This window comes from Variovorax soli NBRC 106424 (genome assembly GCF_001591385.1).
GTDB classification, from domain to species: Bacteria; Pseudomonadota; Gammaproteobacteria; order Burkholderiales; family Burkholderiaceae_C; genus Variovorax; species Variovorax soli.
Genome location: NZ_BCUU01000080.1, coordinates 1 through 25,115 on the forward strand (window position 1 = coordinate 1; position 25,115 = coordinate 25,115).

A 25,115-nucleotide genomic window follows, 5' to 3' on the forward strand; every position below is an offset into this window, starting at 1 on the left:
GGCGCAGGCTCTGGCCGGCGCGCACCGGCACGCTCCAGCAGGGCGCCACCGGCACGCCGTCGAGCACGGCACCGAAGGCTTCGCCGGCAAGCGCGATGCGGGTGTCCTGCTCGAAGCGGATCTCGCAGCCGCCCAGCGTGAGTTCCAGCCCCGCCGCGCCGTCGGCATTGCCCACCAGCCGGTTGGCCAGCGTCAGCGCCATCGTGTCGAGCGCCCCGCCAGGGCAGATGCCCAACTGGCGATGGCCGTAGCGGCCAAGGTCCTGCACCGAGGCCAGCATGCCCGGCTTGACGATAAGAAGGCTCATGCGGCCACGCTCGCGGCGACGAAGCGGACCCGGTCGCCGGGGCGCAGGAGCGTGGGCGATTCGGCGGTGGGGTCGAACAGCTCGAGCGGCGTGCGGCCGATGAGCTGCCAGCCGCCCGGGGATACCAGCGGGTAGATGCCCGTCTGCGCCCCGCCGATGCCCACCGAGCGCGCCGGCACCGCCACGCGCGGCTCGGGGCGGCGTGGCGTGGCCAGCTCCGGCGGCAGCCCGCCCATGAAGGCGAAGCCGGGCAGGAAGCCCAGGAAATACACCACGTACTGCGCCTGGCTGTGGCGGCGCACCACTTCGTGGGGCGTGAGGCCCGTGTGCCGCGCCACGTCTTCCAGGTCGGGCCCGTCGTCGCCGCCGTAGGCGACGGGGATCTCGATCTCGCGGCCCGACACGGCGCCGGCAGCCAGGCCGGGCCAGGCCTTTCGCACCTTTTCTTCGAGCGCGGACCGGTCGATCTGCGCCGGATCGAAGCTCAGGGTGAGGTTGTTCATGCCCGGCAGCAACTCCAGCACGCCGGGCCATTGCAGCGCCTGCTCGCCGAGGGCCCAGATGCGCTGCTGCGCCTCCAGCGTGGCCGGCGCCGGCAGCTCGCACAGCAGCGCCGCGTCACCCAGCGGGTGCAGTCGAGGCAGCTGCACCCCGGGGTCGCTCATTCCTTGCCGAGGCTACGCACCTTGGCGGCCAGCCTGTCCTGCACGTGCGGGGAGACGAACTTGTCGATTTCGCCGCCCAGCACCGCGATCTCGCGCACGAAGGTGCTGGAGATGAACTGGTACTTGTCGCTGGGCGTGAGGAACACGGTTTCCACATCGGGCATGAGGGAGCGGTTCATGCCGGCGAGCTGGAATTCGTAGTCGAAGTCGGTGACGGCGCGCAGGCCGCGCACCATGGCCTTGCCGCCGCGCGCCACGACGAAGTCGCGCAGCAGGCCGGAGAAGCTTTCCACCGAAACCTGCTCGCTGTACGGGGCGACCACCGTGCGCGCCATCTCGATGCGCTCGGCCAGGGTGAACAGCGTCTTCTTGTGGTGCCCCGCCGCCACCGCGACGATGACCTTGGAGAACAGCTGCGTGGCCCGGCGCACGACATCTTCATGCCCGAGCGTCATGGGGTCGAAGGTTCCGGGGTAGACCGCGATCACGCCAGACATGTGTTCCTCCTCAATGCGGGGTATGCGTCAGTTCGGCGGATTATGTACGCAGGAGGTGTGCATGGACCGCGCCGGCCTTCAGGTGCCTGAACACCGACAGGCCCGATTCGGCCAGCTCCGCGTCTTCCCAGCGCCGCGCCGCCTCCAGGTAGATGACCCCGCCTTCGGCCAGCGCGGGCACTGCCGCGCGCAATGCCTCGGCATAGAGCGCGGCCTGGTCGAAGGGCGGATCGATGAACACCGCCTGCAGGCTGCGCGGCGCGCAGCGCGCGAGCAGGTTCACGCCATTGCCGCGCTCCACCCGGACGGCCTTGGCATCGAGCCGGGACTGCACGGCCTTGAGCTGCGCGACCAGCGCCGCATCCTGCTCGCACATCAGCACCGAGGCGGCGCCGCGCGATGCGGCCTCGAACCCGAGCGCACCGGTGCCGGCGAACACATCGGCGCAATGCCATCCGGGCAGCTCGCCGCCGCCCGCGCCTGCGAGGCTGGCCAGCCAGTTGAACAGGGTCTCGCGCACCCGGTCGGGCGTGGGGCGCAAGCCGGGCTTGTCGGCCACCGCCAGGCGCGTGCGCCGCCACTCGCCGCCGATGATGCGCACTTCATGCGTGCGCGCGGAATGCGGGCGCGGCGGGCGTGCAGGAGGCGCCGCGTCGCGCGGGCCCTTGCCGCCGGTCTTGCTGGACTTGCTGGTGCTCATGCCGCGATTACACCCGAGTCGCGTGCAAGCTCAGGGCTTGGCCCCCACCATGACCGTGACCATGCGATCGGGCTGCAGCTTGCGCTGGAACGCGGCCTTCACGTCGGCCACGGTGACCGCGTTCATGCGCGCGGTCCAGGTGTCGAGGTAGTCCAGCGGCAGCTCGTTCCAGGCGATGTTCGCCACGTTGCCCACCAGCTTGCGGTTGCTGTCGAGCAGCAGCGGAAAGCCGCCGATGAGGTTGTCCTTGGCCGCCTGCAGTTCGGCGGCGGTGGGCCCTTCGGCCACGAACTTCTCCAGCACGCTGCGCGCGACCTTCACCGCCTCGTCGGCCTGGTCGGGCCGGGTCTGGAAGCCGATGGTGAAGGCGCCTGCAGCCAGGCCCGGCGAGAAGCCGCTGTACACGCTGTAGGCCAGGCCGCGCTTTTCGCGGACTTGCTCGGTCAGGCGCGAGACGAAGCCGCCGCCGCCCAGCACGTAGTTGCCCAGCGTTAGCGCGAAGTGGTCCGGGTCGCGCCGCGGATAGCCGGGCTGGCCGATGAGCACGTGCGCCTGGGCCGAGCCGAAGGGGATCCGGTCCACCTTGGCGCCCTTCAGGGCCTCGACCTCGGGCACCGGCGGCAGCGGCTGGCAATCGGCCGCCGCCGCGGCCGGCAGGCGCGACAGCAGCGCAGTGGCCACGCGGTCGGCCTGTGCGCGGTCCAGCGCGCCGACGATGCTCAGCTTCGCCCGGCACGGCGCCACATGGCGCGTGTAGAAGCCGCGCATGTCGGCCACGTCGACACGCCCGAGCGACTCTTCGGTGGCTTCGTAGCCATAGGGGTGGCTGCCGTAGACATCCTTGCCGTAGGCCCGGCCGGCCACGGTGCCGGGCTTGGTGTTGGCCTCCTTGATGGCGGCCACGATGCGCTCGCGCTCGCGCCGCCACACGTCGGGCGGAAAGGCCGGCTCGCCGATCTCGCGCGCGGCCAGCGCCACCGCCTTGTCCAGCAGGTCGGGGCGGGAGAGCGTGCGCAGCGAAAAACTCATCCGGTCGGTGCCGGCGCCCACGCCGAAGCTGGCGCCCAGGTCGGCCCAGGCCTCGCCCAGGGCGTTCTCGTCCATGGCCGGTTCGGCGCCCCGGGCTTCCACGCCCTTGTCCAGCATGTCGGCGGTGACGTCCGCCAGGCCGGCCTGCGCGGCCGGATCGCGCCGGCTGCCCGCGTCGAAGTCGATCTGCACGTCGACGATGGGCAGCGCGTCAACCGCCACGAAATAGATCTTGGCGCCGCTGGGCTGCGTCCAATGCTGGATGGGCAACGCGGCATGGGCCGCCAGGCCGGTCAGGGCCAGCGCGGTGGCGGCCGCCAGGCGTCGCGCCGCCCGGCGGCAGTTGTCTTGCAGGCTGGTGCGCATTTAGTGCAACTCTCCTTCGCGGGCGCCGGTCGCCGGGCGCGGTTTCTTGTTCGGATCGGGCGGCAGCGGACGCAGGGTGGCCACCGTGAGCTGGTCGTCGCCGAAGTACCTGGCCGCCACGGCCTGCACCTGCTCGGGCGTGACGGCCGACAGGCGGGCCAGGATGCGCTCGCTGGCATCCAGCGGCAGGCCCTGCACCCAGTTGGCGCCGAGCTCGCGCGCCTGCGCCATCACCGAGTCGAGCTTGTAGGTCTGGCTGGCCACCCACTGGGTCTTCACACGGGCCAGCTCGGCGGGCGAGACGCCCTCCTTGGCCACGCGCGCCACCTGGGCGCGCAGTGCCGCCTCGACGGCCTCGGTCGTCTTGCCGGCAGCGGGCACGCCGTCCAGGCCGAACAGCTGCGGACCACGCCCCACGAAGCCGGCATAGGCACCCACCGAATCGGCCACGCGGTCGGGGCCCTGGGTGAGGGCGCGGTCCAGGCGGGCGCCCGCGTAGCCGTCGAGCACGGCGGACAGCACCACCAGCGCCCAGGCGTCGCTGTCCTCGTCCACGCTCTTGATCTGCGGCATGCGGAAGGCCAGCGAGACATAGGCCTGCTCGGCCGGCGCCTTGAACTCGATGCGGCGGATGCCCCGCTGCTCGGGCTCGGTGCGGGGCTTGCGCGTGGGCACGGCGCGGGCCGGGATCACGCCGTAGTACTTGTCGGCCAGGCGCCGCACCTGGGCCACGTCCACGTCCACGTCGCCGGCAATGACCAGCGCCGCGTTGGCGGGCACGTACCAGCGGCGGTGGAAGTCGCGCACATCGTCCGGCTGCATCGCGTCGAGGTCGCTCATCCAGCCGACCACGGGCCGCCGGTAGGGCGAGGCAACGAAGGTGGCGGCGTTCTGCTGCTCGATGAGCAGCGAGCGCGGCTGGTCTTCGGTGCGCATGCGGCGCTCTTCCTTCACCACCTCGATCTCGCGCTTGAATTCGTCATTCGGCCACTGGTTGTGGGCGAAGCGATCGGATTCGAGCTTCATCACCTCCTCCAGCCGCGCCACCGGAATCTGCTGGTAGTAGCCGGTGTAGTCGCGGGTGGTGAAGGCGTTCTCGCGCCCGCCCAGGGCCGCCACGCGCCGGGAGAACTCGCCGGGCTTGGTGGTGGCGGTTCCCTTGAACATCATGTGCTCCAGCACATGGGCCACGCCGGTCGTGCCGTCCACCTCCTCCACGGAGCCTGCGCGCACCCACAGCATCTGGATGGCCACCGGCGCGCGGCGGTCGGGCTGCACGATGAGCGTCATGCCATTGGCCAGGGTGAACTGCTGGGCCCGGTTGGCGGCGGCCCCCGCGGGCTCGTGCGCGACATTGGCCGGGGTCGGCTTGGGTGTGTCCGGCCCGGTCTGCGCCTGTGCGGGGCTTGCCATCCAGGCCGCAGCGGCCAGCAGCGCGACCGCGGGCGCGCGGTGCGCAGGCCGCAAAAAAGCGGCCGCAAAGGGCCGCCGCTGCGCGTGAAGAAGCTTTGGTGAGGGCTGTTTCATAGAATCGATCCGATTGTAAAAAGCGCTCAATGTTCAGTTTCTTCAAGAAAAAAACGCCCGCCGAAGCCCCCGCGCCAGCGGGCGAAGCCGTTCCCGCCCAGGAAGCGGCGCCCAGCCCGGCCGCGGCTCCTGCACCCGCACCTGCGCCCGCCGCCCGGTCGATGTTCTCGCCATCCACCTGGTTCGGTGGCAACAAGACGGCACCGGCCGATGATGCCGTCCAGCCCGGTCAGGCTCCGGCGCCCGCTCCCGCGCAAGCAGACGACTCGCCAACAGCCGAACCGCCGGCCACAGCCAAGCCGGCCGAGGCCGAATCTGCACCTGCCACGTCCGCGGTGGCGCCCACGGACGTGCCGACGGCCGCCCCTGTACCGGCGCCAGCTCCGGCACCGAGTCCGGCTCCCGTACCAGCTCCGTCGCCCGCCCCCGCTTTTGTCAGCCCGCGGCCCCCAGCGGCCCCGGCGGCGGAAACCCGCAGCGGCTGGCTGAGTCGACTGAAGTCCGGGCTGCGCAAGACGGGCACCAGCATCCAGGCCGCTTTCGTCAATGCCAAGATCGACGAAGACCTCTACGAAGAACTCGAATCGGCGCTGTTGATGGCAGATACCGGCGTGAAGGCAACCGAATTCCTTCTGGACGACCTCCGCCAGCGGGTCAAGGCCAACATGGCGACGGACGCCTCGCAGGTGAAGGTCCTGCTGGCCGAAGCCATTGCCGACCTGCTCAAACCGCTGGAGAAACCACTGGTCATCGGCGAATACACGCCCACCGTGATCATGGTGGCCGGCGTCAATGGCGCCGGCAAGACCACCTCCATCGGCAAGCTCACCAAGCACCTGGCCAACGAGGGCTGCTCGGTGCTGCTGGCGGCGGCGGACACCTTCCGGGCGGCCGCGCGCGAGCAACTGGGCGTCTGGGCCGACCGCAACACGGTGGAAATCATCAGCCAGGAAGGCGGGGACCCCTCCGCCGTGAGCTTCGATGCAGTGAACGCCGGCCGTGCCCGCGGGCGCGACGTGGTGCTGGTCGACACCGCCGGGCGGCTGCCGACCCAGCTGCACCTGATGGACGAGCTCAAGAAGATCAAGCGCGTGATCGCGAAGGCCGGCGCCGAGCCAGCGCCGGGCCGCCCCAAGCTGGCGAGCGCCCCCACGGGGGGCAGCGAGGACACGCCAGTGCCGAGCGTGGGGGCCGATGTTCCACCGCACGAAGTGCTGCTGGTCATCGACGGCAACACCGGCCAGAACGCCCTGGCCCAGGTGCGGGCCTTCGACGACGCGCTGGGCCTCACCGGCCTGATCGTCACCAAGCTGGACGGCACCGCCAAGGGCGGCGTGCTGTGCGCCATCGCCCGCGAGAAGCCGATCCCTGTCTATTTCGTGGGCGTGGGCGAGAAACTCGAAGACCTCGAGACCTTCGACGCCCGGGAATTCGCGCAGGCGCTCCTGGGCTGAGCCGGGCACACTACGGACACTTACCAATAGAAGAAGAGGAGACGGACGATGAGCGACACCGCATTCCACGGTTTCGAGGCCGAAGGCCGCAAGGTCGACCGCCTCCTGGCCCACTACGGCGAAAGCCACCGCCACCCGACCAACGAGCTGATCCACCTGGTGGCGATCCCGGCCATCATGGTGAGCATCGTCGGGCTGCTGTACGCCCTGAACCCGTGGGTGGCCTACGCCTTCGTGGCGGCCAGCATGGTCTATTACCTGCGCCTGAAGGCGCCGGTGCTGACGGCGATCATGGCCGCCTGGACGGTCGTCATGTTTGCCCTGGTCTACGCCATGGGCGAGCAGGTGCTGCCAATTTCAGCCGGGGTTTTTATCGTCGGCTGGATCTTCCAGTTCATCGGCCACAAGATCGAAGGCAAGAAACCTTCCTTCTTCGAAGACCTCCAATACCTCTACGTGGGGCCGCTGTTCGTGGTCGTGTGGTTCCTCAATCGCCTGGGAATCCGCTGGTAGCCGTTCGCTATCACAAAATTAGTCCCCATCGGGGAACCCTTTCTTTAGCACTCCCTCTAATCGAGTGCTAATATGAACAGCCATAGAAGGAGGTTCCCCCATATGACTCTGTCTGGAGCTCCTGCCGCCAACCAGCTGGCCGTCGCCAACCCCTGGGCGATGGTGCCCTCGCTGGGTAACCTGGACGCCTACATTTCCGCCGCGAACCGGCTCCCCCTGCTCACGCAGGAGGAAGAGCAGCGCTTTGCCCGCCGGCTGCGCGACAACAACGACCTGGAAGCCGCCGGTGCCCTGGTGCTGTCGCACCTGCGCCTGGTCATCTCCATTTCCCGCCAGTACCTGGGCTACGGGCTGCCGCACGGCGACCTGATCCAGGAAGGCAACGTTGGCCTGATGAAGGCCGTGAAGCGCTTCGACCCCGACCAGGGCGTGCGCCTGGTGAGCTACGCCATCCACTGGATCAAGGCGGAAATTCACGAGTACATCCTGAAGAACTGGCGCATGGTCAAGGTCGCGACGACCAAGGCCCAGCGCAAGCTGTTCTTCAATCTGCGTTCGATGAAGCAGGGTTTCAAGGCCGACGCGGCCGCCCTGGACGCCGACACGCACCGCGAGACGCTGAGCGAGTCGGAAGTCGAGCAGATGGCCGCGCAGCTCAACGTCAAGCGCGAGGACGTGCTTGAAATGGAAACCCGCCTGTCCGGCGGCGACGTGGTGCTCGACCCGAGCCCCGCGGACGACGGCGACGAGGCCTTCGGCCCCATCGCCTACCTGGCCGACGCCTCGCAGGAGCCCACCGCGCAGATCGAGTCGCGCGAGCGCGACCGCCTGTCGAGCGACGGCATCAGCACGGCCCTGCAGGCGCTGGACCCGCGCAGCCGCCGCATCGTGGAAGAGCGCTGGCTCAAGGTGAACGACGACGGCTCGGGCGGCATGACGCTGCACGAACTGGCGGCGGTCTACGGCGTGAGCGCCGAGCGCATCCGCCAGATCGAAGCGGCCGCGATGAAGAAGATGAAGAAGTCGCTGGCCGAATTCGCCTGAGCGCCCGGCGCGACGTCCAAAGAACAAACCCGGCCATTGGCCGGGTTTTTCTTTTTCCAGGGCACCCGCGGAACCGGCTTTGCCGGGCCGCCGGGTGCGCCCCCGGAAAGGGGGCTGGCGGACCTCGCGCAGCGAGGGTAGCCTGGGGGAGAACTAGAACCTCGGCAGACCGCCGCCGCCCATGCCGGGCAGGCCGCCCTTCATGCCGCCCATCTTCTTCATCATCTTCATGAGGCCGCCGCCCTTCATCTTCTTCATCATGCCCTGCATCTGCTCGAACTCGCTCAGCAGGCGGTTCACTTCCTGAACCTGCACGCCGGCGCCGGCGGCGATGCGGCGCTTGCGCGTGGCCTTGAGCAGTTCGGGCTTGCGGCGCTCCAGCGGCGTCATGCTGTTGATGATGCCCTCCTTGCGGCGGATGTCGCGCTCGGCGCGCGTCAGGTCCGCCTCGCTGGCCTTGGCCGCCAGCTGCGTGGGCAGCTTGTCCATGAGGCTGGACAGCCCCCCCATCTGCTTCATCTGCTGCAGCTGCGAGAGGAAATCGTTGAGGTCGAAGCCGCCGCTCTTGACCTTGGCGGCCAGCTTCTGCGCCGCCGCCACGTCCACGCCGGCCGTGACCTGCTCCACCAGTGCCACGATGTCGCCCATGCCCAGAATGCGCCCGGCATGGCGCTCGGCATCGAACACTTCCAGGCCGTCGATCTTCTCGCTGGTGCCGGCGAACTTGATGGGCACGCCCGTCACCTGGCGCACGGACAGGGCCGCGCCGCCGCGCGAATCGCCGTCGGTCTTGGTCAGGATGATGCCGGTGAGCGGCAGCGCGTCCTTGAAGGCCTTGGCGGTGTTGACCGCGTCCTGGCCCTGCATGGCGTCGACCACGAACAGGGTCTCGACCGGATTGAGCGCCGCGTGCAGTTCCTTGATTTCCTGCATCAGCACTTCGTCGATGGCCAGGCGGCCAGCGGTGTCGACCAGCAGCACGTCGAAGAAGTGGCGGCGGGCGTGGTCGATGGCGGCGCGGGCGATGTCCAGCGGCTTCTGGTCGGGCGTACTGGGGAACCACTCGGCGCCGGCCTGCTTGGTCACGGTCTTGAGCTGCTCGATGGCGGCCGGGCGGTACACGTCGCCCGAGACGGTCAGCACCTTCTTCTTGCGCTTTTCGATGAGGTGCTTGGCCAGCTTGGCGGTGGTGGTGGTCTTGCCCGCGCCCTGCAGGCCGGCCATGAGGATCACAGCCGGCGGCTGCGCGGCCAGGTTGATGTCCGCCACGCCCTCGCCCATGGTGGCGGCCAGTTCGCGGTTGACGATGCCCACCAGCGCCTGGCCCGGCTTGAGCGAACCCAGCACCTCCTGGCCCAGCGCCTTTTCCTTGACGCGCGCCACGAAGTCGCGCACCACGGGCAGTGCCACGTCGGCTTCGAGCAGGGCCATTCGCACTTCGCGCAGCATGTCCTGCACGTTGCTTTCGGTGATGCGGGCCTGCCCGCTCATCTGCTTGACGAGACGGGAGAATTTTTCTGTGAGGGCGTTGGCCATGATGCTGCCCGACAACACGGGCGGGGAAAGTGGGGACGCTGGGGCACGCCGCCAGAAACGGGGCGCGCAGGTGTACGGCTAAACTCCGGCTGATGATTTTAGCGAGCCCCTCCCCACTCGGTGTGGCACTGGGCATCGCCACCGCGGCGGCCTACGGCATCACCGCCGCCACCGCCTCCCGCCTGACCCGCTCGGCCACCCAGTGGCTGCTCGGCCTGGCCTGGCTGCTGCACGCGGCCACGCTGGCCTTGGGATTGGCGGGCGGCCAGGCGCGGTTCGGATTCGCACCCGCGTTGTCGATCACCGCCTGGCTGGTGCTGACCGTGTATGCCATCGAAAGCCGGTTGTACCCGCACCTGAACGTGCGGCGCGTGCTGGCGGCGCTCGGCGCAGCGGCGGTGCTGCTGGCCATCGCCTTTCCCGGCACGCCGCTGCACGTGTCCGCCTCGCCGTGGCTGCCGCTGCACCTGGCGCTGGGCATCGCGTCGTATGGGCTCTTCGCTGCAGCCGTTATCCACGCCGGGCTCATGGGCCGCGCCGAGAAGCAGATCCGCCAGGCCAGCGCGCCTGCCGACAGCGGCGTGCCGCTGCTCACGCTCGAGCGCCTGACCTTCCGCTTCGTGGCGGGCGGCTTCGTGCTGCTCACGGCGACGCTGCTGGCCGGCTTCCTGTTCAGCGAGGTGCTCTACGGCACCTCGGTGCGTGCCTGGAAGTGGGACCACAAGACGGTGTTCTCCGTGCTGGCCTGGATCACCTTCGGCGTGCTGCTGATCGGCAGGGCGCGCTTCGGCTGGCGCGGGCGCGCCGCCACGCGCGTGCTGTACGCCGGCAGCGTGCTGCTCCTGCTGGCCTACGTGGGCTCTCGCTTCGTGCTCGAAGTGGTGCTGCACCGCGCCGTCTAGGGCCTGCCAACACCATGAAATACCTTCTCGTCCTGCTGGTCCTGTGGGTGGCGTTCGCGATCTGGCGCAATGGCCGCCGGCGTGAAGAGGTGGAGCGCGCCAAACGTCATCAGCAGCAGCAGCCCGGGGGCGCCCTGCCCGAACCACAGGCCATGATCCGCTGCGCACATTGCGGCCTGCACCTGCCGGCGGCCGACGCACTGCCCGGCAAGGACGGCAAGGTCTATTGCAGCGCCGCGCACCGGCAGGCCGATCAATGAAGGCCAGGCTGCCGGCTGGCGGCGTGGTGATGCCGGCCGCGGGCCGGCAAGGAATCGCGCCATGACCACCTCGCTGTGGTCCGGCGGCGAGTCCGCCACCGACTGGGGCGGGCTGGACGCACGCGGCATCCGGAGCGCCGCCTTGCTGCGCCTGCTGCGCGGCTTCATGACGGCGCGGTGCTTCGTGGCGCTGGTGCTGATCATGCTGCAGGCCTTCAGCTGGGGCATCGGCGGCGTCACGCCCCCGCCCCTGCTGCTGGCCCTGGCCGTGGGCTACTTCGCGCTCACCCTGCTCGGCTGGCGCTTTGCGCGCGTCATGCCGCCGATCCGCGGATTCGGCAGCGCGTGGTTCATCACCATCGGGGTCGACCTGCTCGCCTTCGCGCTGCTGCAGATGCTGCAGGCGGGCAACATCAACTATGCGCCGCTCTTCGCGCTGCCGGTGCTGATGGCCGCCGTGCTGGGCAGCGTGACGGTGGGCCTGGGCACCACCGCTATCGCCACTTTGCTTCTGCTGGCCGATGCGCTGTGGCACTGGATGCATTCGGGCAGCGATTCGCCCACCCGCTTCGTGCAGGCGGCGCTCACCGGCACCGGACTGTTCGTGGTCGCATTGCTCGCACACGAGCTGGCCTTGCGGCTGGCGCGCGAGGAAAACATCGCGCTGCGCAACCGCAGCACCGCGCGCCTGCATGCGATGGTGAACGACCTGGTGATCGAGACGCTCAGCGAGGGGGTGCTGGTGGTCGACGCCAGGGGCCTGGTGCATGCGGCCAACCCGGCGGCGGCCGACATTCTGGGCCAGGACCTGGCGCGCCTGCCCCTGCCCTTCGCGCTGGAGGCCCATCCCGCGCTGCAGGTGCTCGCAGCGCTCGCGCGGCAGACCTTCGCGCGGAGCAAGGGCCTGTCGCAGGAGATCCCGATCGCCCAGGCGCAGGGCTCGGCGCGCGAAGTGCGCGTGCGCACACGGCTCACGCCGTCCATCGACCAGCGCATCGACGGCCTGTGCGTGATGTTCCTGCAGGACCTGCGCGAGCTGGAGGCGCGCATCCGCACCGAGAAGCTCGCCGCCATGGGCCGCATGTCGGCCGCGGTGGCGCATGAGATCCGCAACCCGCTGGCGGCCATCACGCAGGCCAGCGCCCTGCTCCATGAAGACCTGCAGGAGCCCGGCCAGCGCAAGCTGACCGAAATGGTCCAGCACAACGCACAGCGCCTGGCCCGCATCGTCGACGACGTGCTCGATGTCTCGCGCGCCCGCCAGCAACGGATGCTGCCGCTGGCCGAGCAGCTGGTGCTCGACGCCACCGTCCGCACACTGGCGGAGGAATGGGTGGGCCAGAGCCAGCGGCAGGGTGTGCTGGTGCAGCTCGACTCCGACGGTTGCGCAGTGCGCTTCGACGTCGAGCATCTGCGCCGCATCCTGGTCAACCTCCTGGACAACGCCGCGCGCTATGCCGGCGATCGCGAAGGCTCCATCCAGATCGTCACGCAGAAAGGCCCCAACGGCCGCCCCGTGCTGCGGGTGTGGAGCGACGGCGCACCGCTGGAGCCGGCCGTTCAGCGCCACCTGTTCGAACCTTTCTTCTCGTCCGAGAGCCGCTCCTCGGGCCTGGGCCTTTTCATCTGCCGCGAACTGTGCGAGCGCCACGGCGCCAGCATCGGCTACGAACGCCGCCCGCTGGGCGCCAGAGGGCCGGAAGGCAACGAGTTCTACGTGGTGTTTGCTCTGGCCGAACTGCGGACCGCACAGTAAGGTAGAGCCCCGTGAGCAACCCGCAACCCTCTTCCACCCGCCCTGCGCAGATCCTTGTCGTCGACGATGAACCGGACCTGCGCACGCTGTACGAACTGACGCTCCTGCGCGAAGGCTATCGCGTGGAGGCCGCCGGCACGGTGGCCGAGGCCTGGCAGCTTCTGCAGGCACAGCGCTTCGATGCGGTGATCACCGACATGCGGCTGCCCGACGGTCTTGGCATGGAGCTGCTGCGCCGCATCCACCAGGGCCAGCGCAGCGAGCGATGCGTGGTGATGACCGCCTACGGTTCTGCCGAAAACGCCGTCGAAGCACTGAAGGCAGGGGCCTTCGACTACCTGACCAAGCCGGTGGACCTGAAGCAGTTCCGTGCCGTGGTGGCTTCGGCCGTCCATGAACAGCCCGCCCCGCCGGCAGCACCCGCGCCCTCCCGGGCGGCCGCCGACGACAGCGGCGACGTGTCCAGTGAAAAGCCCGCTGCGCCCCCGACCCAAGGCGAGGCTGCACTGAAGCGGCTGGTGGGCGAGTCGGAGGCTATGCGCCTGGTCAAGTCGCGCATTGCCAAGGTCGCGCGTGGCATGGCGCCGGTGCTGGTACGCGGCGAATCGGGCACGGGCAAGGAACTGGTGGCGCGCGCGGTGCATGCCTGCAGCCAGCGCGGCGACGGACCCTTCATCGCCGTCAACTGCGGCGCCATTCCCGAGAATCTGCTCGAGGCCGAATTCTTCGGCGCGCGCAAGGGCTCCTACACCGGCTCGGCGGCCGATCGCGACGGCTATTTCCAGGCCGCCCGCGGCGGCACGCTGTTCCTCGACGAGATCGGCGACCTGCCGCTGGCCATGCAGTCCAAGCTGCTGCGCGCCATCCAGGAGCGCAGCGTGCGGCCCATCGGCTCGACGCAGGAAGACGCGGTGGATGTGCGCATCGTCAGCGCCACGCACAAGGACCTGCAGGCGGACGTGGCCGCGGGACGTTTCAGGCAAGACCTGTTCTATCGCCTCAACGTGATCGAGATCGCGGTGCCCGCGCTGCGCGAGCGCCGCGCCGACCTGCCCGCGCTGTGCGCAGCGCTGCTGGCGCGCATCGCGCGCGACAGCAGCATGCCGGTGCCGCAGCTTTCGCCGGCGGTGCTTGCCCAACTGGCGGCACACCCCTTGCGCGGCAATGTTCGCGAGTTGGAAAACCTGCTGCATCGCGCCGTGGCCCTGACCGACGGCGACGAACTGCACCTCGACTTTGCGGAAACCGAATCCGGCACGGCCGAATTCGCCGGCCTTGCTGCCTCGGCGCCGGCACCGCTCGGCGCGGAGCCCGTCGTGACCACGCCGATCACCGCACGCGCCGCCGCGCCGGAAGGTGTCGCGGCCCGCGGCGCCTTGCCGTCCGATCTGCAGGCCTACCTGGACAAACATGAGCGCGAGATCCTGGTGCGCGCGCTGCAGGACAGCGGGTTCAACCGCACTGCGGCCGCCACGCGGCTGGGCCTGAGCCTGCGGCAGATCCGCTACCGCATCGCCCGCCTGGGCATCAGCACGCCGGGCGGCGACGATGGCGCAGGCAGCGGCGGCGATGAGTGAAGCGCACGCGCCGGCCCCAACGCTCTGGCAGAACGGCGGCTGGTATCGCTTCGCGCGGCACCTGCCCTCGCCCAACTTCGGGCCGCGTCCGGCCGGTGCGCACATCGACCTGATCGTGCTTCATTCCATCAGCCTGCCGCCGGGCCGCTACGGCGGCGACGAGGTCCAGCGCCTGTTCACCAACACGCTCGACTGGGACGCGCACCCCTACTTCCAGAGCATTCGCGGCATGGAAGTTTCCGCGCACTTCTATGTGCGGCGCGACGGCGAGCTGTGGCAGTTCGTCGATGCGGATGCGCGGGCCTGGCATGCGGGCGCATCATCCTGGCGCGGCCGCGACAACTGCAACGACGACTCCATCGGCATCGAGCTCGAAGGGCTCGAAGGCGATGTCTTCGAAGCTGCCCAATACGAGGCCCTGGCCAGCCTGCTGCCGGCTCTTGCGCAGCGCTACCCCATCGCTCATGTCGCGGGCCACGAGCACATCGCGCCGGGCCGCAAGCTCGACCCCGGACCGGGCTTCGACTGGCCGCGCCTGCGCGCGCCGCTGGGCTGGCCCGCCAGCTACTTTCCTGCCTCGACGGCAACGCGCTGAATTCTCTCTATCGCGACTGTTGCGCCGATGCATAGGCGCGGCGCCGCTGTCAGAAGAAAGCGTCAGCGCGCAACGCCAGCAGCCATGCGCCTTGCCAGACCGAATCGGCCTGCAGGCCGCGTCCTTTCTAGACATTGAGTCCGAGGCCAAGCATTGGCGGGCGCCCCGCGCATGGCTGTCTCGTTGACACTCTTGTGGTACAGCGTCAACGAGAGTGAAAACACTAGCTGTAGTAGATTGCGACCCCCTGACACCCCATATATAGTGTGCCCACCGCAGGCCGCTGCACCATGCCAGCCCCCTGCGAAGCCGGTACCGGGGGTACCGCCCATACAACAAAAGTCGCTCAAAAGGACCTCGAATGCAGACTGCCCAGAACCCTTCATCCGCCATCTCGCGCCCCGTGCCGAGCGTTGCCCCGGCCTCGGCCCGCGACGTGGCCGGCTCGCCCACCGGCGCTGCCCTTGCGAACTACCAGATCATCCGGCGCAACGGGGCGGTGGTGCCCTTCGAGCCGAACAAGATCGCGATCGCGATGATGAAGGCCTTCCTGGCAGTGCATGGCACGCAAGGCGCAGCATCTGCCAGCGTACGCGAAACCGTCGACGGCCTCACGCAGATCGTGATCCGTGCGCTGATGCGCTCGCGTCCGGGCGGCGGCACCTTCCACATCGAGGACGTGCAGGACCAGGTCGAACTGGGCCTGATGCGCGGCGGCCATCATGAAATCGCCCGCGCCTACGTGCTGTACCGCGAGCGCCGCGCGCAGGAGCGCGCCCACCAGGCCGAGCCCGAAGTGCCGCAGCACCCCACCCTGCACGTGCTGGACCGCGGCGAGCGCGTGGCCCTCGACCTGGGCGAGCTCAAGGGCCTGATCGAATCGGCCTGCGCCGGCCTGGGCGAATCCATCAGCGCCGAGCCGATCGTCGCCGAGACGATGCGCAACCTGTACGACGGCGTGCCGCTGGACGAGGTCTACAAGGCCTCCATCCTGGCCGCCCGCACGCTGATCGAGAAGGACCCCGACTACACCTTCGCCACCGCGCGCCTCTTGCTGCACACGATCTTCAAGGAGATCATGGGCCGCGAAGTGGCGCCCGCCGAGCGCGCGCAGACCTACGCCGACTACTTCCCGCAGTTCATCAAGAAGGGCGTGGACAACGAGCTGCTCGACGAGAAGCTGCTGCAGTTCGACCTGGCCCGCCTGGGCGCGGCCCTGAAGGCCGAGCGCGACCTGAAGTTCGACTACCTGGGCCTGCAGACCCTGTACGACCGCTACTTCCTGCATGTGCGCAAGACCCGCATCGAGCTGCCGCAGGCCTTCTTCATGCGCGTGGCCATGGGCCTGGCGCTCAACGAAATCGACCGCGAAGCGCGCGCCATCGAGTTCTACGAAGTGCTGTCGAGCTTCGACTTCATGTCCAGCACGCCCACGCTGTTCAACAGCGGCACGCTGCGCTCGCAGCTGTCGTCCTGCTACCTGACCACCGTGCCGGACGACCTGGACGGCATCTACGAGTCGATCAAGGAAAACGCCCTCCTGTCGAAGTTCGCCGGCGGCCTGGGCAACGACTGGACCCGCGTGCGCGCCCTGGGCTCGCACATCAAGGGCACCAACGGCGAATCGCAGGGCGTCGTGCCCTTCCTGAAGGTGGTCAACGACACGGCCGTGGCGGTGAACCAGGGCGGCAAGCGCAAGGGCGCCGTCTGCACCTACCTGGAAACCTGGCACCTGGACATCGAGGAGTTCCTCGAGCTGCGCAAGAACACCGGCGACGACCGCCGCCGCACGCATGACATGAACACGGCCAACTGGATCCCCGACCTGTTCATGCGCCGCGTGATGGAAAAGGGCAACTGGACGCTGTTCTCGCCCTCCTCCGTGCCCGACCTGCACGACAAGTTCGGCGCCGAGTTCGAAGCCGCCTACGTGGCTTATGAAGAAAAGGCCGCCCGCGGCGAGATCAAGCCCAGCCGCACCCTGCCGGCCACCGACCTGTGGCGCAAGATGCTGACCATGCTGTTCGAGACCGGCCATCCCTGGATCACGTTCAAGGATGCCTGCAACGTGCGCTCGCCCCAGCAGCACGCCGGCGTGGTGCACTCGTCCAACCTGTGCACCGAGATCACGCTCAACACCAGCGACACAGAAACCGCCGTGTGCAACCTGGGCTCGGTCAACCTGCTGCAGCACCTGAAGGACGGCGCCGTCGACCAGGAGAAGCTGAAGAAGACCGTGTCGACCGCCATGCGCATGCTCGACAACGTGATCGACATCAACTACTACGCGGTGAAGAAGGCGCGCGACTCCAACCTGCGCCACCGTCCGGTGGGCCTGGGCCTGATGGGCTTCCAGGACGCGCTGTACGAACTGCGCATTCCCTACGCTTCGCAGGAAGCCGTGGAATTCGCCGACCGCTCGATGGAAGCCATCTGCTACCACGCCTACTGGGCCTCGACCGAGCTGGCCAAGGAGCGCGGCCGCTACTCCAGCTACAAGGGCTCGCTGTGGGACAAGGGCATCCTGCCGCTGGACACGCTGGACCTGCTGGAAAAGGCCCGCGGCGGCTATGTCGAGCTGGACCGTTCGGCCACCCTCGACTGGGAACAGCTGCGCGCCAAGATCAAGCAGGACGGCATGCGCAACTCCAACTGCGTGGCCATCGCACCGACGGCGACCATCTCCAACATCATCGGCGTGGACGCCTCGATCGAGCCCTGCTTCGGCAATCTGTCGGTCAAGTCGAACCTGTCGGGCGAGTTCACCGTGATCAACCACTACCTGGTGCGAGACCTCAAGCGCCTGGGCCTGTGGGACGACGTGATGGTCATGGACCTGAAGCACTTCGACGGGTCTCTCCGCCCCATCGACCGCGTGCCGCAGGACATCAAGGCGCTGTACGCCACCGCCTTCGAAGTCGAAACCACCTGGCTGGTGGAAGCCGCGGCGCGCCGCCAGAAGTGGATCGACCAGGCCCAGTCGCTGAACATCTACATGGCCGGCGCATCGGGCAAGAAGCTGGACGACACCTACAAGCTCGCCTGGCTGCGCGGCCTGAAGACCACCTACTACCTGCGCACCATCAGCGCGACGCACGCCGAGAAATCGACGGTGCAATCGGGTCGCCTCAACGCCGTGTCTTCGGGTGGCAGCGATGCCGCGCAAGGCATGAGCGCACTCGAAGCAGCAGCCGCTGCCGCGCAAGCGCAGATGAATTCGGTGCCCGCCACCGACATCAAGTTCTGCGCGATCGACGACCCGACGTGCGAGGCTTGCCAGTAGTCAGCAACATGGAATTCGCGGCATCGCCCGACAACGCGCGATGCATGCGAACAACATAACGACGAGATAATCGAGCGGCGATGTGAACGAGCACTTTTCAACTCACATCGTTGCTCACATAATTTGAGCATTGGATTTTTCTATGTTGACCTGGGACGAAGAAGTCAAGCCCTCCTTGTCAAAGGACATGCACCAAGGACTGCAGCATTCATCGAACAGCGACGCGATCAGCCGCTCGATGGAATTGCCGACTTCGCAAATTGCGCCTGCCGCCTTCGCGCCGCGGAGCACTTCTGCCCAAGCCCCCGCTTCCTTCGCCGCTGCTGCCGCACAACCGGCCGCATCGCATCGCCGCGTCAACGCGGCCGACAAGCGCATCATCAACGGCCAGACCGACGTCAACCAGCTGGTGCCGTTCAAGTACAAGTGGGCGTGGGAAAAGTACCTCGCCACCTGCGCCAACCACTGGATGCCGCAGGAAGTGAACATGAACCGCGACATCGCCCTCTGGAAAGACCCGAACGGTCTGACCGAGGATGAGCGCCGCATCGTCAAGCGCAACCTCGGCTTCTTCGTCACGGCCGACTCGCTGGCGGCCAACAACATCGTGCTGGGCACCTACCGCCACATCACGGCGCCCGAGTGCCGCCAGTTCCTGTTGCGCCAGGCGTTTGAAGAAGCCATCCACACGCACGCCTACCAGTACATCGTCGAGTCGCTCGGCCTGGACGAGTCGGAGATCTTCAACGCCTACAACGAGGTGCAGTCGATCCGCGACAAGGACGAGTTCCTGATCCCGTTCATCGACGCGATCATGGACCCGGACTTCCACACCGGCACGCCCGAGGCCGACCAGAAGCTCCTCAAGAGCCTGATCGTGTTCGCCTGCCTGATGGAAGGCCTGTTCTTCTACGTCGGCTTCACGCAGATCCTGGCGCTGGGCCGCCAGAACAAGATGACCGGCGCGGCCGAGCAGTACCAGTACATCCTGCGCGACGAGTCGATGCACTGCAATTTCGGCATCGACCTGATCAACCAGCTCAAGCTCGAGAATCCGCACCTGTGGACGGCCGAGTTCAAGGCCGAGATCAAGGCACTGTTCCTGAAGGCGGTCGAGCTCGAATACCGTTACGCCGAAGACACCATGCCGCGCGGCGTGCTCGGCATGAATGCCTCCATGTTCAAGGGCTACCTGCGCTATATCGCCAACCGGCGTGCCACGCAGATCGGCCTCGAAGCGCTCTTCCCGAACGAGGAAAACCCGTTCCCCTGGATGAGCGAAATGATTGACCTGAAGAAAGAGCGCAATTTCTTCGAAACCCGCGTGATCGAATACCAGTCGGGCGGCGCACTTTCTTGGGATTGAAGTTTCGCGTTCGATTAAAAACAGAACAAGAATTCAGGTAACGCCCTTGGGCCGCCCATGCACCGGTAGAGTGCGGCGCCCCGGGGCTCAGGTGTTCATGGTGCTGGAGAATTTCTCCAACCCCATGGATCGCTTCACGAGCTCACAAGAAAGACGTGAAGTGCTTCGGAAGGTTGATTTTTTCAACTTGAACTAGGAGAAAGAAATGGCAACTGCAAAGAAAGCCCCGGCCAAGAAAGCCGCTGCGAAGAAGGTCGTGAAGACCGCCGCCAAGAAGGCCGTCGCGAAGAAGGTCGTGAAGACTGCAGCCAAGAAGGCTGTCGCCAAGAAGGCCGTGAAGGCCGCAGTCAAGAAGGCCGTCGCGAAGAAGGTCGTGAAGAGCGCAGCAAAGAAGGCTGTCGCCAAGAAGGTCGTGGCCAAGAAGGTCGCCGCCAAGAAGGCAGCAGTGAAGAAGGCTGTTGCTAAGAAGGTTGTCGCCAAGAAGGCGCCTGCCAAGAAGGCCGCTGCGAAGAAGGCCCCTGCCAAGAAGGCTGCGGCCAAGAAGGCTCCTGCGAAAAAGGCCGCGGCGAAGAAGCCTGCTGCCAAGAAAGCCGCGAAGAAGCCTGCTGCCAAAAAGGCTGCCAAAGCGCCCGCTGCCCCCAAGGCCGCGCCCGCCCCCGCGCCTGCTGCGCAGACCACGCTGAATCCGCAAGCTGCCTGGCCGTTCCCCACGGCTGGCAAGCCCTGATCCGGCGTCGCGCTGAAAAGCAAAGAGCCCGGCACCGCAAGGTGCCGGGCTTCTTTTTTGTGCGGCGAAGGCGCCGGGCTGCAAGCGCAGCGCCGGACGGCGAGTCAAAGACCGAGTTCGGCCTGGTTCACTTCGTAGTTCTGCGGCCCACGTTGAGCGACCTTGAGAGCGCCCAGCTTGTTGCCCAGCGCCGCGCAGCGCTCGAGCGGCCAGCCCTGCTCCAGCCCGTAGAGCAGCGCACCGCGCCAGGCGTCGCCGCAGCCCGTGGGATCGACCACCGCCTTGGGCTTGACGCTCGGCACGCGGGTCATCTGGCCGCCTTCCCACACCTCGCAGCCTTCGGCACCGAGGGTGACGACGAGGCCGCGCACGCGGCGCGAGATTTCGGCGTTGTCCCAGCCCGTGCGCTCGCTGAGCATGCGGCCCTCGTAGTCGTTCACGGTCACCCAGTCGGCCAGTTCGACGAAGTGCCGCAGCGCCTCGCCGTCGAACATCGGCAGGCCCTGGCCCGGGTCGAACACGAAGGGGATGCCCGCCGCCTTGAATTGCTCGGCATGCGAGAGCATCGCATCCCGGCCATCCGGCGAGATGATGCCCAGGCGGATGTCGTCGCGGGCCTGGATCTTCGTGATGTGCGCCTGCTGCATCGCGCCCGGATGGAAGGCCGTGATCTGGTTGTTGTCCAGGTCGGTCATGATCATCGCCTGCGCGGTGTAGGTGTCCTTCACCTCGCGCACGAACTCGGTGGAGATGCCCAGGCTGCGCAGGCGCTCGATGTAGTCGCCGCCGTCGCTGCCCACCGTGGCCATCGGCAGCGCGCGGCCGCCCAGCGCGTTGAGGCTGTAGGCGACGTTGCCCGCGCAACCGCCGAAGTCGCGCCGCAGGGTCGGCACCAGGAAGGACACGTTCAGGATGTGCAGCTGGTCCGCAAGGATCTGGTCCGCAAAGCGCCCTTCGAAGGTCATGATGGTGTCGAAGGCTAGGGAACCGCAAATGACAGTGGCCATGGAGAAATTCGGTATGGAGTGGATGGCGCAGCCGCCGAGGAAATAGAAGCGCCCGGCGGCAGAGGTTCAGGGATAGAAGGCAACCAGGTTATAGCCCGCCACCGGACCCAGCCCGGCCGCCTCGCTGCCGCCCAACTGTACCGGCAACGAGGTATTGCTCTCGGCTCCCGGTGCCAGCACGGCGCCGGCGCCGAACTGCGCGGGCGACAGGACACGCCGCACCAGCGCCCGTTCCTGCGTGTCGAGCAGCGTGAGCTCGACCGACGGCATGGCCAGCGGCACGCGCGCGCCGTTGCGCAGCGTGAAGACGAGCCGGTAGGCGTCGTTTTCCTTCTCGCGCGAGAAGGATGCGCCTTCGATGGTGATCGAGTTGATCTGCCGCAGCGCCGACAGCTCGCACCCGGTCAAGGCGCAAAGCGACTGCAGCGCGGGGCGCAGGCGCGGCTCCCGTGCGACCAGGGCATTGCGCTCCTCGCGAACCACCTGCAGCAGCAGCACCACGAGGGCCAGCACGCAGGCCAGCGCCAGGAGCAGCTTGCGCGAACGCCCGGACGGGGCCGAGGCAGCGGCGGCCGTGTCGTCGGCAAAGCTGGCGGGTGCGGAAGGCGCCTCCAGCAATGGTGCATCCGGAAAGGCGGCTTCGAGTTCAGGCTCCGGCTCGTGCGGCGCCTCTTGCACAAGCGGCTCGCCCGCTGCGGCCGCGGCCTGCTCGGCGCGCTCGCGCTCCTTCTGCTCGGCACGCTCCTGCCGCAGCGCCTTGATGCGCTCGCGCCGCAGCGCCTTCTGCAGTTGTGCATTGACGGCCTCCTCGATCGGCGAGGGCGTGGTCAACGACGGCGTGAAGGCCGGGTCCTTGCGGTTCGAATCCTGAAAGCCGTCCGCAGCATCAGAGGCCCCGGGTGCGGCAGACTGCAATGCCGCCTGCAGCGCCTGCGTCGAGGCCATCATCTCCTCGAACCAGGGCTCCTGTGGACTGGCCCCGCGGCCAGCGTCGAGAGAAGGGATCGGCACCGGATCGTCGGCCAAGGAAAACGACGACGACGCAGGCGATCGCACGGGAGCAGCCGGAGAAGGTGCCGGTGCCGGTGCCGCCGGCTGGCGCGCGCCCAGGTCGAGCAGATCGGCGGCCGGCCAGTCCATCGCGGGCAGGCCGCTGCCAGCCGAGGGTGGCAACAGAACTTCCTGCGGCTGACGTTGGGTCGGCGGCTGCGCCGCATTCGTGGCGACACCCGCCGTACCTGGCTCCGGATGGGCCGCAGCCAGCGGCACGCCCTCATCGTCGGTTTCCTGCAAGTCCAGGGTGGCGTCGAAGACTTCGCTGCATCGGCCGCAGCGCACCCAGCCATCGGAAATGCGAAGCTGGTCCCGGACGACTTTGAAGGTGGTCGCACAAGCGGGACAGCGGGTGACGAGTCTCATGTGTCGCAAATTGTAGGGGCGTGCCCACGCCCGGCGCGTTGCGCAAATGCTGCCGGCATCACCGCCGGGCGGTCATCAGGATCCAGCCGTCCTCGCTGTCGCTGACCTCGAGCTGGAGATGGGGGGCGTAGGCGTCCTTCAGTTCCTGCGCCTGCCGGTCCAGGATACCGGCCAGCACCAGCGCACCACCCGGCGCCACGTGCTGGCACAGCAGCGGCGCCAGCACCTTCAGGGGCGTGGCGAGGATGTTGGCCAGCACCACCTGGTAGCTGCCGCGCGCCGCGTCGGGCAGGCCGGCGCGCAGGCCGACGCCGTTGGCCTCGGCATTGAGGCGGGTCGACTCGACCGCGGCATCGTCGATGTCCACCGCATCGATGTCCGTGGCACCGAACTTGGCCGCGCCGATGGCCAGGATGCCCGAGCCGCAGCCGTAGTCCAGCACGCGCTGACCGGCCAGCGAGCCCTGGCGTGCAATCCAGCGCAGGCACATGCGCGTGGTGGGATGGGTGCCCGTGCCGAAGGCCAGGCCCGGGTCGAGCCGGATCACCTTCTGGGCGGCAGCCGGCGGCTCGTGCCAGGTGGGCACGATCCAGAATTCGGGCGTGATGTCCACCGGCGCGAACTGCGACTGGGTCAGGCGGACCCAGTCCTGCTCGGGCACGTCGGCAATGCCGACGAGCTCGCAGCCCTCGAAAAAATCCTGCGCCGACAGCACCTCGCCGGCGTCGCGCGCGGCGGCTTCATCCGGAAAGAGCGCGATCACGCGCGAACGCTGCCAGCCGGCCGAAGGCGGCGGCATGCCCGGCTCGCCGAACAGGGCCTGCTCGGCCTCGGTCTGCGCATCGGCGTCCTCCACCGACACGCTCAGCGCGTCGAGGGCTTCGAGCGCGTCGCTGACGATCTCGATCTTCTCTTCGGGGGCCAGCAGGCGCAGTTCGAACACGGGAAACCTCGCTTCAGCGCTTGTGAGCAGCCATCCACTCTTCCAGATAGTGGATGTTGGTGCCGCCAGCCATGAACTTGGCGTCCACCAGCAGGTCACGGTGCAGCGGGATGTTGGTCAGGATGCCTTCCACCACCGTTTCGCTCAGCGCCGTGCGCATGCGCGCCAAGGCCTGCTCGCGCGTGTCGCCGTGCGCAATGATCTTGCCGATCATCGAGTCGTAGTTCGGCGGCACGAAGTAGTTGGAATACACGTGCGAATCCACCCGCACGCCCGGGCCGCCCGGCGGGTGCCACATGGTGATGCGGCCCGGCGAGGGCGTGAACTTGTAGGGGTCTTCCGCGTTGATGCGGCACTCGATGGCATGGCCGCGCATCTCGATCTGGCGCTGGGTGAAGGGCAGCTTCTCGCCGGCCGCCACCATGATCTGCGTCTTGACGATGTCGATGCCGGTGACCAGTTCGGTCACCGGATGCTCCACCTGCACCCGCGTGTTCATCTCGATGAAGTAGAACTCGCCGTCTTCATAGAGGAACTCGAAGGTGCCGGCGCCGCGGTAGCCGATCTTCTTGCAGGCGGCAGCGCAGCGCTCGCCGATGCGCTCGATCAGCTTGCGCGGAATGCCCGGCGCGGGCGATTCCTCGATCACCTTCTGGTGGCGGCGCTGCATGGAGCAGTCGCGCTCGCCCAGGTAGACCGCGTTCTTGTGCTTGTCGGCCAGCACCTGGATCTCGATGTGGCGCGGGTTCTGGAGAAACTTCTCCATGTACACGGCCGCATTGTTGAACGCGGCCTGCGCCTCGGCCTTGGTCATCTGGATGGCGTTGACCAGCGCGGCTTCGGTGTGCACCACGCGCATGCCGCGGCCACCGCCGCCGCCGGCGGCCTTGATGATCACCGGGTAGCCGATGGCGCGCGCGATGCGCTTGTTGGTGGCCGCGTCATCGGACAGTTCGCCCTCCGAGCCTGGCACGCAAGGCACGCCGGCCTTGATCATGGCCTGCTTGGCAGACACCTTGTCGCCCATCGTCCGGATGTTGTCAGGCGTGGGGCCGATGAACTGGAAGCCGCTCTGCTCCACCCGCTCGGCGAAGTCCGAATTCTCCGAAAGGAAGCCGTAGCCGGGGTGGATGGCCTCGGCATCGGTCACTTCGGCCGCCGAGATGATGGCCGGCATGTTGAGATAGCTCTGCGACGACGGCGCGGGGCCGATGCACACGGCTTCCTGCGCCAGCTTCACGTACTTGGCATCGCGGTCGGCCTCGGAATAGACCATGACCGCCTTGATGCCCATCTCGGAGCAGGCGCGCTGGATCCGCAGGGCGATCTCCCCACGGTTTGCAACCAGGATCTTCTTGAACATCAGTTCACTCGATGACGAACAGCGGCTGCCCGTACTCGACCGCCTGGCCGTTCTCGCCGAGGATCTGGGTGATGGTGCCCGACTTGTCGGCCTCGATCTCGTTGAGGATCTTCATGGCCTCGATGATGCACAGCGTGTCGCCTTCCTTGACCTGCGCGCCGAGTTCGACGAACGGCGACGCGCCGGGGCTGGACGAGCGGTAGAAGGTACCGACCATGGGCGACTTGACCACATGGCCCTGGGGCGCTGCGGCCGCGGCCGGCGCCGCGGCGGCCGGGG

At 67.9% G+C, this 25,115-nt stretch carries 23 protein-coding genes; 11 read left to right on the plus strand and 12 right to left on the minus strand.

Translation table 11 applies throughout. The features are described from left to right. The 6 genes from VSO01S_RS19770 to VSO01S_RS19795 form a co-directional block, all read right to left on the minus strand. Positions 1-307: 5-oxoprolinase subunit C family protein (locus tag VSO01S_RS19770; RefSeq protein WP_506016905.1), on the minus strand; the 307-nt coding region annotated here is incomplete at its 3' end. After that, entirely contained in the window at positions 304-951 is a 648-nt protein-coding gene (pxpB, locus tag VSO01S_RS19775; RefSeq protein WP_068644538.1) for a 5-oxoprolinase subunit PxpB, read from the minus strand. The genes pxpB and VSO01S_RS19770, both read right to left, overlap by 4 nt. Before the next feature lie 17 nt (positions 952-968). Continuing rightward, positions 969-1,469 (minus strand): pantetheine-phosphate adenylyltransferase, encoded by a 501-nt coding sequence (coaD, locus tag VSO01S_RS19780; protein ID WP_068644521.1) that lies wholly within the window; start codon positions 1,467-1,469, stop codon positions 969-971. 40 nt (positions 1,470-1,509) lie between these two features. Beyond that, positions 1,510-2,169 (minus strand): RsmD family RNA methyltransferase, encoded by a 660-nt coding sequence (locus VSO01S_RS19785; protein ID WP_068644522.1) that lies wholly within the window; start codon positions 2,167-2,169, stop codon positions 1,510-1,512. Positions 2,170-2,199: 30 nt separating this feature from the next. After that, positions 2,200-3,564: a M16 family metallopeptidase gene (locus VSO01S_RS19790; RefSeq protein ID WP_068644523.1), complete on the minus strand. Its 1,365-nt coding sequence runs from the start codon at positions 3,562-3,564 to the stop codon at positions 2,200-2,202. Further along, entirely contained in the window at positions 3,565-4,977 is a 1,413-nt protein-coding gene (locus tag VSO01S_RS19795; RefSeq protein WP_084241989.1) for a M16 family metallopeptidase, read from the minus strand. Positions 4,978-5,120: 143 nt separating this feature from the next. Between VSO01S_RS19795 and ftsY the strand changes: the two genes are divergently transcribed. The 3 genes from ftsY to rpoH all read left to right on the plus strand — a co-directional run bounded on the left by ftsY (position 5,121) and on the right by rpoH (position 8,102). Next, a complete protein-coding gene (gene ftsY, locus VSO01S_RS19800; RefSeq protein WP_084241986.1) occupies positions 5,121-6,545 on the plus strand; it encodes a signal recognition particle-docking protein FtsY in 1,425 nt (474 codons plus the stop codon). Between the two features lie 48 nt (positions 6,546-6,593). After that, entirely contained in the window at positions 6,594-7,058 is a 465-nt protein-coding gene (locus VSO01S_RS19805) for an Mpo1 family 2-hydroxy fatty acid dioxygenase (protein WP_068644525.1), read from the plus strand. A 102-nt stretch (positions 7,059-7,160) separates the two neighbouring features. Beyond that, positions 7,161-8,102, plus strand: a complete 942-nt coding sequence (rpoH, locus tag VSO01S_RS19810; RefSeq protein WP_068644526.1) for an RNA polymerase sigma factor RpoH — start codon at positions 7,161-7,163, stop codon at positions 8,100-8,102. A gap of 153 nt (positions 8,103-8,255) precedes the next feature. Here the strand turns inward: rpoH and ffh are convergent, their stop codons facing one another. After that, the gene (ffh, locus tag VSO01S_RS19815; protein ID WP_068644540.1) at positions 8,256-9,638 is read right to left on the minus strand and encodes a signal recognition particle protein; all 1,383 of its coding nucleotides are present in this window, start codon (positions 9,636-9,638) and stop codon (positions 8,256-8,258) included. A 92-nt stretch (positions 9,639-9,730) separates the two neighbouring features. On the opposite strand from ffh, the gene VSO01S_RS19820 reads away from it, so the two are divergent. The 8 genes from VSO01S_RS19820 to VSO01S_RS19855 all read left to right on the plus strand — a co-directional run bounded on the left by VSO01S_RS19820 (position 9,731) and on the right by VSO01S_RS19855 (position 20,104). Next, complete coding sequence (locus VSO01S_RS19820) at positions 9,731-10,540, plus strand: cytochrome C assembly family protein (protein ID WP_068644527.1); 810 nt, start codon at positions 9,731-9,733, stop codon at positions 10,538-10,540. 14 nt (positions 10,541-10,554) lie between these two features. Then, positions 10,555-10,800, plus strand: a complete 246-nt coding sequence (locus tag VSO01S_RS19825; RefSeq protein ID WP_068644528.1) for a PP0621 family protein — start codon at positions 10,555-10,557, stop codon at positions 10,798-10,800. A gap of 61 nt (positions 10,801-10,861) precedes the next feature. Then, on the plus strand, positions 10,862-12,556 hold the full coding sequence (locus VSO01S_RS19830) for a two-component system sensor histidine kinase NtrB (RefSeq protein ID WP_068644529.1): 1,695 nt from the start codon (positions 10,862-10,864) through the stop codon (positions 12,554-12,556). A gap of 11 nt (positions 12,557-12,567) precedes the next feature. Further along, the gene (locus tag VSO01S_RS19835; protein WP_068644530.1) at positions 12,568-14,133 is read left to right on the plus strand and encodes a sigma-54-dependent transcriptional regulator; all 1,566 of its coding nucleotides are present in this window, start codon (positions 12,568-12,570) and stop codon (positions 14,131-14,133) included. Further along, positions 14,126-14,728 carry a 1,6-anhydro-N-acetylmuramyl-L-alanine amidase AmpD gene (ampD, locus tag VSO01S_RS19840; protein ID WP_068644541.1) on the plus strand — a complete coding sequence of 201 codons (603 nt, stop codon included), beginning with the start codon at positions 14,126-14,128 and terminating at the stop codon, positions 14,726-14,728. Before VSO01S_RS19835 ends, ampD begins: the two co-directional genes overlap by 8 nt. 361 nt (positions 14,729-15,089) lie before the next feature. Beyond that, complete coding sequence (locus tag VSO01S_RS19845) at positions 15,090-18,011, plus strand: ribonucleoside-diphosphate reductase subunit alpha (protein ID WP_068644531.1); 2,922 nt, start codon at positions 15,090-15,092, stop codon at positions 18,009-18,011. A 142-nt stretch (positions 18,012-18,153) separates the two neighbouring features. Then, complete coding sequence (locus VSO01S_RS19850) at positions 18,154-19,377, plus strand: ribonucleotide-diphosphate reductase subunit beta (protein ID WP_068644532.1); 1,224 nt, start codon at positions 18,154-18,156, stop codon at positions 19,375-19,377. A gap of 205 nt (positions 19,378-19,582) precedes the next feature. Next, complete coding sequence (locus VSO01S_RS19855; RefSeq protein WP_068644533.1) at positions 19,583-20,104, plus strand: histone H1-like DNA-binding protein; 522 nt, start codon at positions 19,583-19,585, stop codon at positions 20,102-20,104. Between the two features lie 104 nt (positions 20,105-20,208). Here the strand turns inward: VSO01S_RS19855 and VSO01S_RS19860 are convergent, their stop codons facing one another. From VSO01S_RS19860 to accB, 5 genes are all read right to left on the minus strand, one after another. Then, the gene (locus tag VSO01S_RS19860; RefSeq protein ID WP_068644534.1) at positions 20,209-21,111 is read right to left on the minus strand and encodes a carbohydrate kinase family protein; all 903 of its coding nucleotides are present in this window, start codon (positions 21,109-21,111) and stop codon (positions 20,209-20,211) included. A 66-nt stretch (positions 21,112-21,177) separates the two neighbouring features. Beyond that, the gene (locus tag VSO01S_RS26830; protein ID WP_084241987.1) at positions 21,178-22,530 is read right to left on the minus strand and encodes a zinc-ribbon and DUF3426 domain-containing protein; all 1,353 of its coding nucleotides are present in this window, start codon (positions 22,528-22,530) and stop codon (positions 21,178-21,180) included. A 58-nt stretch (positions 22,531-22,588) separates the two neighbouring features. Then, complete coding sequence (prmA, locus tag VSO01S_RS19870; RefSeq protein ID WP_068644536.1) at positions 22,589-23,473, minus strand: 50S ribosomal protein L11 methyltransferase; 885 nt, start codon at positions 23,471-23,473, stop codon at positions 22,589-22,591. Between the two features lie 13 nt (positions 23,474-23,486). After that, positions 23,487-24,836, minus strand: a complete 1,350-nt coding sequence (gene accC / locus VSO01S_RS19875) for an acetyl-CoA carboxylase biotin carboxylase subunit (protein WP_068644537.1) — start codon at positions 24,834-24,836, stop codon at positions 23,487-23,489. Between the two features lie 4 nt (positions 24,837-24,840). Next, positions 24,841-25,115: acetyl-CoA carboxylase biotin carboxyl carrier protein (accB, locus tag VSO01S_RS19880; RefSeq protein ID WP_084241988.1), on the minus strand; the 275-nt coding region annotated here is incomplete at its 5' end.